Origin of the sequence: Mesonia aestuariivivens (assembly GCF_019311235.1) — a bacterium.
Classification (GTDB): Bacteria; Bacteroidota; Bacteroidia; order Flavobacteriales; family Flavobacteriaceae; genus Mesonia; species Mesonia aestuariivivens.
Map to the genome: position 1 here is coordinate 20,556 of NZ_JAHWDF010000023.1, position 9,071 is coordinate 29,626.

The following is a 9,071-nucleotide window of genomic DNA, read 5'->3' on the forward strand; positions in this document are numbered from 1 at the left end:
TTTAAATGTGGGGTAAATATTTGGTTTATTGGATCATGATTTTAGAAACGCCATAATCGCTTTGATCACTGTTAATTTTCAAAAAGTAAATCCCTGTACCTACTTCAGGAGTAAAACGTAATTCGTTTCTTCCTTCCACTAAATTCTTTTGTTGGGTATATACTTGTTTACCAGCCATATCAAAAATACTGATCGTAGCAGAAGTTTTAGACTGGCTATACAATAAGCAGTTCAATGTGCCTTGTGACGGATTAGGATAAACAATAAATTCATTTTTTACGTCTAATAATAACTCTTCGCTTCCTACTGGAGCCGTTTTTGCAAAAGCTACATTTTCTATTTGTAAATCTACATCATTACTACCCGCTTCCATAGGTAAAAAGGTAAAGGTAAGCATGCTTAAATCTTCTGCGGTTAACTTTTCATTTGTTCCTGTAGAAGTAAAGAAATCAAAAGGAACGTAATAGGTTTGCGCCGTAGCTTTGATATTAATATTTGCTTTGTACTGCTCTTCCCACGCTTCAATAGAAGATTTTACTAAACCTAATTCAATTAAACCAGTACCTTTAGCTGTGAACGAAATATACTTATATTCGGTATAATCTGAAGGTAGGTTTCCAGGAAGTAAAGACTTATATAGGGTTAAATAATCGTATTCACTGTGCGCTTTAAGATGTACATTACGGTGTAATGGAGATTGGTCTTCTTCATAGATTCTATCAAACGCGTTAGATACTTCGTAGTCTTCAATAGCCGTATAACTGGTATCATAGTCTAAGCCCCAGTTTCCATCGGCGTGGTAAAATACATCTTGAATTTCTCCATTCACCAACACACGCCCATCAAGCTCATAAGCATCTTTAATATCAAGGCTTACCAATTGTTCTTTTTTAGATTTAAAAGGGTTATAACGAAGTCCGTTTCCTTGAGTTTCACTATACACTTCATCCATTTCTATTTCTATGCTTTCTCCTAGTTGCGTACTTCTTAGTTGAAGATTTAACATGGTGTTGTCTCTAGAAACCTTAGCAACATAGGTACTTGGTACTTGTGAGTTTTCTTCTTGAATAATTGGTCCAGCAGCAGTTATATTGGTTAAAATATCCTGTACTAATTTTATCGTATTTTCAGGATTTGTAGACCAAACTTGAAAGTTAAATACTTCGTTAGCATTAAAGTAACCATTTACATACCAGTTACTTTGAAGACTGTAGGCTTGGTCGTTTTCATTTTTTCCAATCGAGAAAGAGATGGCATATTCAATCACGCCATTACGCTGTTCAATAGCTTGCATCAAGAAATGATAAGCATTAATTTTTTTAGTTTGAATACTTAAAATTTCTGCACCTTTTAATCGGTCACAAGAAGCTTTGGTGTGGTTATAGACATCATCGATGGTTTTAACGCCTAACACCACTCCTCTCGTTTTTCCGTCTTTTGAGAAATCTACACTTAACACTTCATTAGCAATGGTATAGTCTAGAATATCGGTAGGTGATGAAATTTTAGCGGTATAATCTTCACCTAAATTAGAAGGGAACATCTCTAACATCGTTAAATCTCCATGCCCTCTTGCTGTAAGTCTGCTAGCAGTTAATTTCTGTTTTTTAAAAGTTTTGGCTTCGGCTTTATTAAAGCGTGTCGCAATACTTTTCTTTTTACGTTTAATATATTGTTTAGAAACCGCATCTCCTAAACTTTCACTTTCTAAACCACCATCATTACCCGTATTCACTTCTTCAGATTCGATAGTGATCGGGATTAACGTAGTATGCTCGCATCCGTTAAGATCTACCGTATGAATATAAAATTCATAATAGTCAGCTTGGTCAAAATCAAAACTTACTTGAGGTTGATTAGCAAATACAAATGCTCCATCATGTGTTTCCCAGGTATAACTTGCAAATTGTGAGGCATTAGTCAAGCTGAATTGCTTGGTTGCGATTCCGTTAGCGCTGCTAGTTGCAATTGCTAAGACAGAAGCTTCTAGGTTAGGAAACACCTCTACTTGCTTACTCTTAGTAGAACTTCCGTAGGTATTGGTGGTGGTAAGGCTAATGGTGTAAATACCAGCAGCAGTATAAATTTTTTCAGGATTCATCACGTTGCTCGTCGTACCATCACCAAAATCCCATGCGTAAGTTAATGGCGCTTCTGGTTGTAGGGCATTGTCGGTATGAGAAAGATTCTTTAGTGAAAATTTATTCCCGTTAAAACATTCCTCCCAAGAATTGGTGGTAAAATCTGCAGTAGGAGCAATTCCTGGAGTAGGAGTAGAAGTAGGAATGGTAGGCTCAAAAATAGCATAATGCATTTCTCCACCACTATGAACGAGTGATTTTGCAATGACTTGCCCTTCGATGTTAGACTGGTTTTGAGTTTTAACAATATCGGCAAAAGGAGCGTAAACCGTCCCTTCAATAGTAGACCAGCCTTCAATATTTAAAGTGGTAGTATTGTAAAAATTATAAAGAATATAAGGGCAGTTTTGAAAACCAATTCCTGCTTGATTCCAAACATTCCAGTTAAAAATTCCTGGGGCATCTACATTAATCACTAAAACTTTAGAAGCACTAGGCTGCTGGTTATACGTGAATATTTGTGCTTGGTTCAAGTCTGCTCCTGTTACATTTAGGTAATTAATACCGTTTTGTAAATTTATTTTTACCTGATTAGGTAAGTTAGTGGTAGGTATAGATTGGCCATTAGGGTTCGTAAGTTGTGCATTACCGGTATGCTGTGAAATGCTGGTAGATAGAGTACGCATCTCTTGAAAGGCACTTCCAAAGTCGATGAGATTACCTTCGATAATAGGATTTTGGTTAACCCCAACATTTAAACTGTTGGCGTTATTTTGAAGCATGATTTGCGGATATGCATTGTAATTAGCTCCTGGAGTAATGCGAATATTAGAGGCTGCATTATTTTGATCGTAATACCAAACATAAGAATTAGTACCATTTCCAATTTTAAGGTAGCCGTTGTTTATTTTTAAAGAAGACCAAGCACTGGTAGAAGAATAATTCACCTTTCCACCAACAAGCAAACCAATCTTATGGCCGCCTACTTCAAAAGTTCCGGCACTATGGTTCGCTACTTGGTAATTTCCGCCTAGGGTTAAATTATTACCTAAAGCAATTGGGCCTTCCGCTTCATTGGTAGTTAGGGTAGCGTCTCCCTCAAGAAAAACATTATAGCCAAGGGCAGCGCTGGTAGGGCTTTGGGCAAAAGCGGGTGCCGTTGCTTGTATTAAAATAGTGCTAAACACTAATTTTAATAAGATGTACTTTTGCAGCATATCTAATAGAATTAAAGATAATAATGCTGCAAAAGTAATCTATGCTATTCAAGCGATCAAAAAAAGACGTTTAACGACTTTTAATACCGATTAAAAGTGTATTTTGAGAAAGTTAGCTCTTCTCAATTGCTTTCGGGAGGGGGGTGAATTGGTCTTTTTTGTTTTTAACAACTGCATGAATATACTCTGGCACTAAAAAATTTAAGTGATCTAAAGCTGTTTTTTCTTTGTTGGCTTTTATAGAGGCTTCTAAATCAGAAAGTAAAGTTACTGTTGAGTGATCAAAATGATGAGAAGCTTTAGCAATCATAATTTTTTGATGATGCGTAGGTAAAGTAGTTTCTTTATCGGCTAACAATTCTTCATATAATTTTTCTCCAGGGCGTAAACCAGTAAATTCAATTTGAATATCTTTTTGGGGAGTTAGCCCAGTAAGCCTAATCATATGATTGGCTAAATCTATAATTTTAATAGGCGACCCCATGTCAAACACAAAGATTTCACCTCCTTTTCCCATCGCTCCTGCTTCCAAGACCAATTGGCAAGCTTCATCAATAGTCATAAAATACCGCGTAATATCGGGATGGGTAACCGTAATTGGTCCGTTATGGGCAATCTGTTTTTTAAAATGAGGGATTACAGAGCCGTTAGAGCCTAGCACATTTCCAAAACGAGTGGTGATAAATGAAACCTTATTGTCTAATCGATTGGCTAACGACTGAATGTATAATTCAGCCGCTCTTTTGGTGGCGCCCATAATATTGGTAGGGTTCACGGCCTTATCGGTAGAAACAAAAACAAAACGTTCTACTTGATATTTTAGAGCTAAATCGGCCATGTTTTTAGTGCCTCTAAAATTAACGCTTAGCGCTTCTAAGGGGTTGTCTTCCATCATCGGTACATGCTTATAGGCTGCGCCATGAAAAACTACTTCCGGTAAATGCTTCTCAAATACCTGTTGCAGGCGCTTTTTATCCCGTACATTGGCAATCACACTTACAAAGCTAAGATCGGGATAATTTTTTTGCAATTCAAGCTTTAGCTCATGTAAAGGGGTTTCTGCCTGATCTACTAAAATAATTCTTTCAGGCTGAAAAGGAATGAGTTGTCGTACGATTTCACTTCCAATAGAGCCTGCAGCACCAGTGACTAAAATACTTTTGTTTTCGTAAATACTAAATAATTTTTTATTATTTAATTTAATAGGGGTGCGTTGTAAAAGATCTTCAATATGAATCTCTTGTACATTCTTAAAATTGGTATGGTCCCAATCTTGAATTTTAGGTAATTTATAGATTTTAACTTTTAGCTCTAACAATTCAGTAATAACAGGATTAGACGAATTTTGTAATTTTTGCAATTTGCTATCACTTACAATAACCGCTTGGGCTCGGTTAGAAGCTTCTTTTATTTGGGTTAGGTCGTAAATAGGAAGGTTAAATATGCGATTTCTCGAAGGGTTTTCATTTGGATTCAAGTTGATAAAGCCTATAATATTAAAGGCTTCCGCATTTTGAGAAACCAAGCCCTCTGCCATGGCTACATCAGAGACCGAAGTCCCTAATATATAAGCGTTTTTGTAAGATTTCTGATCGCTGTGTAACAGTTCGTAGGTGCGTTTTACCGAGATTCTAAAAAAGAAAAGCAGCGAAAATGCAATAAACCCATAAATAAAGATGCCCGCATCAGGGATAAGTTTATGGCCAAAAAAATAGAGATCGAGGTGGTTAATTATTAGTACGGTAAAAATACAGCTTAAGGTAACTTGCATTTGCTTAATCGCGTCTTGAAAGCTAGAGTAACGTACCAAACCAAAGTAGGAGCGAAAAGCAATAAAGTAAATAACTTGAATGCCTGCAATCATCCAGAGTTCCCATTTCAAATTTAACACCTGCAATTCATGGCTGTCAAGGGTAGAGATTAAAAAGAAAGCGCTATTTATTGCAATGATCGATAAAAGTAAGTCGATACTAAAAATAATCGAACGGGGTACATAGTCTTTAACCAAGTATTTTGCAACTTGAACAATCAATTTTTTTAAGGCACTCAGCATAGTTCTCACAAGGTGGGTTTATAAAACAAACTTAGCGGTAATCCTACTATAATCAAAAATAATAATAAAAATTTAATAGTTTAACTTTTTTATATGTAGGGGTTAGGTTTTGATAAGTGCAAAACTATAGTATATTTGTGCGTATGAAAAAGATAATAATGATAGCACTCTTAGCAATGATGGCAAGCTGTGCAACCAAAAAAAAAGTGGTGTATTTTCAAGATAGTGCCTCGATGGCAAATGTAAATGTAGACTCAATTTACCAGCACCCCAAAATTCAAGTGAATGATTTGTTAAAAATAGACCTGACGGCCTTAGAGCCCGAAACTTTATTGCCGTTTAGGTTTCAAAAAACAGTGGCGCAGCAACCTACGAATATGCGTTTAGAGTTGTTACAGTTAGAAGGTTATTTGGTAGATCAACAGGGGAGTATACAGTACCCGGGTTTGGGCTTGGTGCAGGTTGGTGGTAAGACCACCCAAGAAGTACAAGCCTTATTAGAAAAGCAATTGTCTAAATTTGTAAAAGACGTGCATGTAAAAGTACGTTTGGTCAATTTTAAATTTACGGTGTTGGGTGAGGTCAAAGCCCCAGGTACCTATACCATTACCGAAGAAACCATCAATTTACCCCAGGCCTTGGGCATGGCGGGCGACTTAACTATACAAGGCGAACGGGAAAGTGTATTGATCTTCAGACAAGAAGAGGGAGTACTCACCAGTAAACGTATCGATTTAACGAGCACAGACTGGATCGATAGTTCTTATTATTATTTACGCCCTAATGATATGGTGTATGTAGAACCTAATGGGCCTCGTGTAAAATCGGCAGGTTTTATCGGGAATGTAGGAACTGTAGTGTCGGTGGTCTCTATTTTATTAAGCACCGCCGTAATAATTTTTAGGTAAGATGAAAGAAATAATGGAAGAACAGCAAGGGTTACAAGAATCTCATGCCGCAGAGGGAGAACATATCAAGTATCTCTTGTTAAAGTATTTACGCCACTGGCCTTGGTTTATCGTTTCTGTATTGGCCTGTATTTTGGTGGCCTTAATTTATATTAAATACACGACACCCGTGTACCAAACCGCATCTGAGGTAAAGGTTTTAAAAGATGATGAAGGCGGGGTAGATTTGTCGGGCTTAAGTGATGCTACTACCATGTTTAATTACAGCAAGGTAAACTTAGAGAACGAAATTCAGATTTTTAAATCTAAACGCCTGCACCGAGAAGTGATTCGACGCTTACAACTTCATACCAGCTTTTATAAGGCGTCTAGTTTTGGCGATGAATTGATATTTGGAGAACAATTGCCGTTTCTGGTAGAATGGTTGCCTGTATCCCAGCCGGTTAATGATAAGAAAAATGAAGCCCAGGCTTTGATGTTTGAAACCCAGGGCGTCACCGATACTGTGGTACGATTGCTGCATACAGAAAGTGGTAAACAGCTAAAACTAAATTACGGCGATACCATTAAGGCATTCAACCGCGCTTTCGTTTTGCATCCCAACCTAAAAAAGAAACCAGTTGAGGGAGAGGCTACGTATAAATTTAGCTACCAAAGCGAAGCCGAGCTATTAAATTATTTAGCTATTGAGATAACTATACAACAAGTAGGAGATAAAAGTGATATTTTACGCCTTCAGATAAATGGGCCTAATACACTTAAGAATGAAGCGATTATCAATACCTTAATCGAGGTGTTTAATGAAGATGGGGTAGATGATAAACGCTTGGTCTCTAAACGTACCCAAGATTTTGTAGAAGGGCGCTTAGCTTTACTGGTTAGTGAGCTCGATACCGTAGAGTCGGGGCTGGTCGATTTTAAAGAAACCAACGATGTCGTAACGGTAGAGTCGAGTGTGCAAGACCTGTTTACCAAAGAGGCCACTTCAGAGGCCGAGCGTTTTCGCATAGAAACCCAGTTGGCCATTGCTTCAGATTTTCAAGACTTGGTGCAAAAACAAACCGCTTTTGAGTTGTTACCGGCTAACTTAGGCATCGAAAATGCCAGCATCAATGAACTTACGGCAAGTTATAATGAATTGATTATCGAGCGCAATCGCTTGTTAATTTCTTCTACCCAAGAAAACCCGATGGTGCGCCAACTCAGCACTAAATTAGAGCAGCTCAAGCGAAATATTTTAACGAGTCTAAATGCCTACTTAGGGGGCTTGCAAACTTCTTATCGCCGCTTAGAGCAGCGAGAAGGGCGTTATTCGGGTGAATTGAATAGATTACCCCAAAAAGAGAAAGAACTTAAAACCATTTTGCGTCAACAGGGCATTAAAGAGCGCTTATACTTATTCTTGTTGCAAAAACGAGAAGAAGCGGCTTTATCGTATGCGGTCGCTTCGCCGAGTATTAAGGTGGTCGATTATGCCTATACACCTCCAAAAGCCATTGCGCCTAAAAAGCAAATTATTCTATTGGCAGGGTTTATATTAGGACTCTTGATCCCATTCGGAATCTTATATGTAAAATTTTTGCTCGACACCCGTATTGGTGATCGTGAAATGTTAGAAAATTACTTAGGCGACATTCCTATTATTGGTGAAATTCCCTTATTAGAAGATAGCGATTATAAGTTAATTACCCAACATGATCAATCTATTTTAGCGGAAGCTTTCCGTATTGTACGTACCAATATTATGGGGCAGTTGCGCCGTAACGGTCCAGAGCAGAACCAGGTGGTTTTTGTTACATCATCGATTAAAGGAGAGGGGAAGACTTTTAGCTCGTTAAACTTAGCCAAAATCTTTGCTTCTTTTTCTAAAAAAGTATTGTTGGTGGGCTGCGATTTAAGAAATCCGCAATTGCACAGCTACTTTGAGCTTGATAAAAATATACCAGGCTTATCAAATTATTTGCAAGATGATGCTGCAGAATTAGCGCCATATATTACACAATCTTCATCAAATTTTGAGAACTTAGACATACTATTTTCTGGAAGTGTGCCGCCTAATCCTGCTGAATTATTATCGAGAAATGAAAGATTTTCCCAGTTGATTAAAGATGCTAAAAATCATTACGATTATATTATTGTCGATACGGCCCCTACGATCTATGTCACCGATAGTTTATTAATCGCAGATAATGCAGATTTAACAGTATATATGGTCAAGCAAGAACATACCGATAAGCGCTTGATCGATCATATTAAAAATTTAAAGCAAAAAAAACAATTCCCTCATATTTCGGTATTGTTTAATGGCGTAAAAAACAGTTCTAATTATGGCTATGGTTACGGTTATCATGCTGAAAAAGACTATCCAAGGTGGATGTTTTGGAAATAGAAAGGTTTTTTTAAGAAAATAAGGGAAAAAAGCAGAAGAGATCATCTTCTGCTTTTTTTATAAATGGAGAATTATTCTCTATTCTCTACTTATAGTTTGAGCCTGTCGAAGAAAACATCCAACATTCAAAATCATTCTTCCTGCTTCTTGCTTCTTGTTTCTTGCTTCCTGTTTCAAAAAAATAATCTAATCTCTAGCCTCTAATCTCTATCCTCACGGTCAATTCAAGATTTATCATTCAAAATTAAAAATCCAACATTCAAAATCATGCTTCCTGCTTCCTGCTTCTTGTTTCTTGCTTCTTGCTTCTTGTTTCTTGCTTCCTGTTTCAAAAAAATAATCTAATCTCTAGCCTCTAATCTCTATCCTCACGGTCAATTCAAGATTTATCATTCAAAATTAAAAATCCAACATTCAAAATCA

Annotated in this window: 4 protein-coding genes; 2 read left to right on the plus strand and 2 right to left on the minus strand. The window is 37.1% G+C overall.

Translation table 11 applies throughout. The features are described 5' to 3' along the window. Positions 1 to 25 precede the first annotated feature (25 nt). Positions 26 to 3,298: a collagen-binding domain-containing protein gene (locus KW502_RS14380; RefSeq protein WP_219041253.1), complete on the minus strand. Its 3,273-nt coding sequence runs from the start codon at positions 3,296 to 3,298 to the stop codon at positions 26 to 28. A gap of 112 nt (positions 3,299 to 3,410) precedes the next feature. Beyond that, a complete protein-coding gene (locus KW502_RS14385) occupies positions 3,411 to 5,330 on the minus strand; it encodes a polysaccharide biosynthesis protein (protein ID WP_255554269.1) in 1,920 nt (639 codons plus the stop codon). 179 nt (positions 5,331 to 5,509) lie between these two features. Between KW502_RS14385 and KW502_RS14390 the strand changes: the two genes are divergently transcribed. Both KW502_RS14390 and KW502_RS14395 read left to right on the plus strand, forming a co-directional pair. Next, a complete protein-coding gene (locus tag KW502_RS14390) occupies positions 5,510 to 6,259 on the plus strand; it encodes a polysaccharide biosynthesis/export family protein (RefSeq protein WP_255554270.1) in 750 nt (249 codons plus the stop codon). 1 nt (position 6,260) lies between these two features. Then, positions 6,261 to 8,648: a GumC family protein gene (locus tag KW502_RS14395; RefSeq protein WP_219041256.1), complete on the plus strand. Its 2,388-nt coding sequence runs from the start codon at positions 6,261 to 6,263 to the stop codon at positions 8,646 to 8,648. The last annotated feature ends 423 nt before the right edge of the window (positions 8,649 to 9,071 follow it).

Bases quoted from the DNA above. Each gene is read 5' to 3' on its own strand.
- KW502_RS14390 (WP_255554270.1), top strand. From the start codon at position 5,510: ATGATAGCACTCTTAGCAATGATGGCAAGCTGTGCAACCAAAAAAAAA.
- KW502_RS14395 (WP_219041256.1), top strand. From the start codon at position 6,261: ATGAAAGAAATAATGGAAGAACAGCAAGGGTTACAAGAATCTCATGCC.
- KW502_RS14380 (WP_219041253.1), bottom strand. From the start codon at position 3,298: ATGCTGCAAAAGTACATCTTATTAAAATTAGTGTTTAGCACTATTTTA.